The sequence below is a fragment of the Clostridium sp. HV4-5-A1G genome, from assembly GCF_900184915.1.
Lineage (GTDB): Bacteria > Bacillota > Clostridia > Clostridiales > Clostridiaceae > Clostridium_B > Clostridium_B aromativorans.
The window spans coordinates 1-736 of record NZ_FXYI02000372.1 but is presented as its reverse complement, the minus strand read 5'-3'; the positions used below and the strand labels follow the sequence as shown (position 1 = coordinate 736).

The 736-nt window shown below is 25.0% G+C and carries 1 protein-coding gene; it reads right to left on the bottom strand.

Translation table 11 applies throughout. From position 1 onward, the window contains the following. Positions 1-114 precede the first annotated feature (114 nt). A complete protein-coding gene (locus J5G60_RS18585) occupies positions 115-675 on the bottom strand; it encodes a tyrosine-type recombinase/integrase (RefSeq protein WP_150357914.1) in 561 nt (186 codons plus the stop codon). Positions 676-736: the final 61 nt, after the last annotated feature.

Here is a 736-nt window from a genome sequence, read left to right as displayed (position 1 = left end):
TAATGAAACAATTTGTTAATTTTGTTTCATAACATATATATAGCATATAATACCACATATGTCTATATGTTTTGTCATTTTAATACAAATTTCTAGTACAATTTTCAGCATATATTAAAATTGAACAAGAGAATACAATTCATCTTTTTGATCCTGATTTATTCCTATATATCGAAGTGTTATATATTGAGAACTATGGTTAAAAGTATCCATTATCAATCCTATATTATATTTAGACATTTTATATGTCCAATACCCCCAGGTTTTTCTTAAACTATGTGTTCCAAAATTCTCAATTCCACATATATTAGCACCTTCTTTTAATACTCTATAGGCCTGAATCCTTTTTATATGCCCACCTTTACGACTTGGGAACAAATATGATTCCAACACAACGTTTCTTTGTTTTACATAATTATTTATTTCTTTTCTAATTGCATTATTTAACTTAATTTTTTTCTCTTTTCCAGTTTTCTTTTCATTTAATATCAAATAATCTTTATATTCCCAAGAAACAGTAAAAATATCTTTGATTTTTAGCGGCAATATGTCACTTATTCTGAGACCCGTATTTAACCCGAACTTCAGCATTAATCCATACTTTAAATCTTTCCCTTTTAAATAATAATAAATCTGTTTTATTTTATGTTTATCTCTTATTGGCTCAACTGTCATATATAAATAAACCCCCAAATATAATTTTTATTAATTTAACATAAAAAACGTTTCATAATAT

Coding starts and splice junctions, on each gene's coding strand:
- J5G60_RS18585 (WP_150357914.1), bottom strand. CDS start 675: ATGACAGTTGAGCCAATAAGAGATAAACATAAAATAAAACAGATTTAT.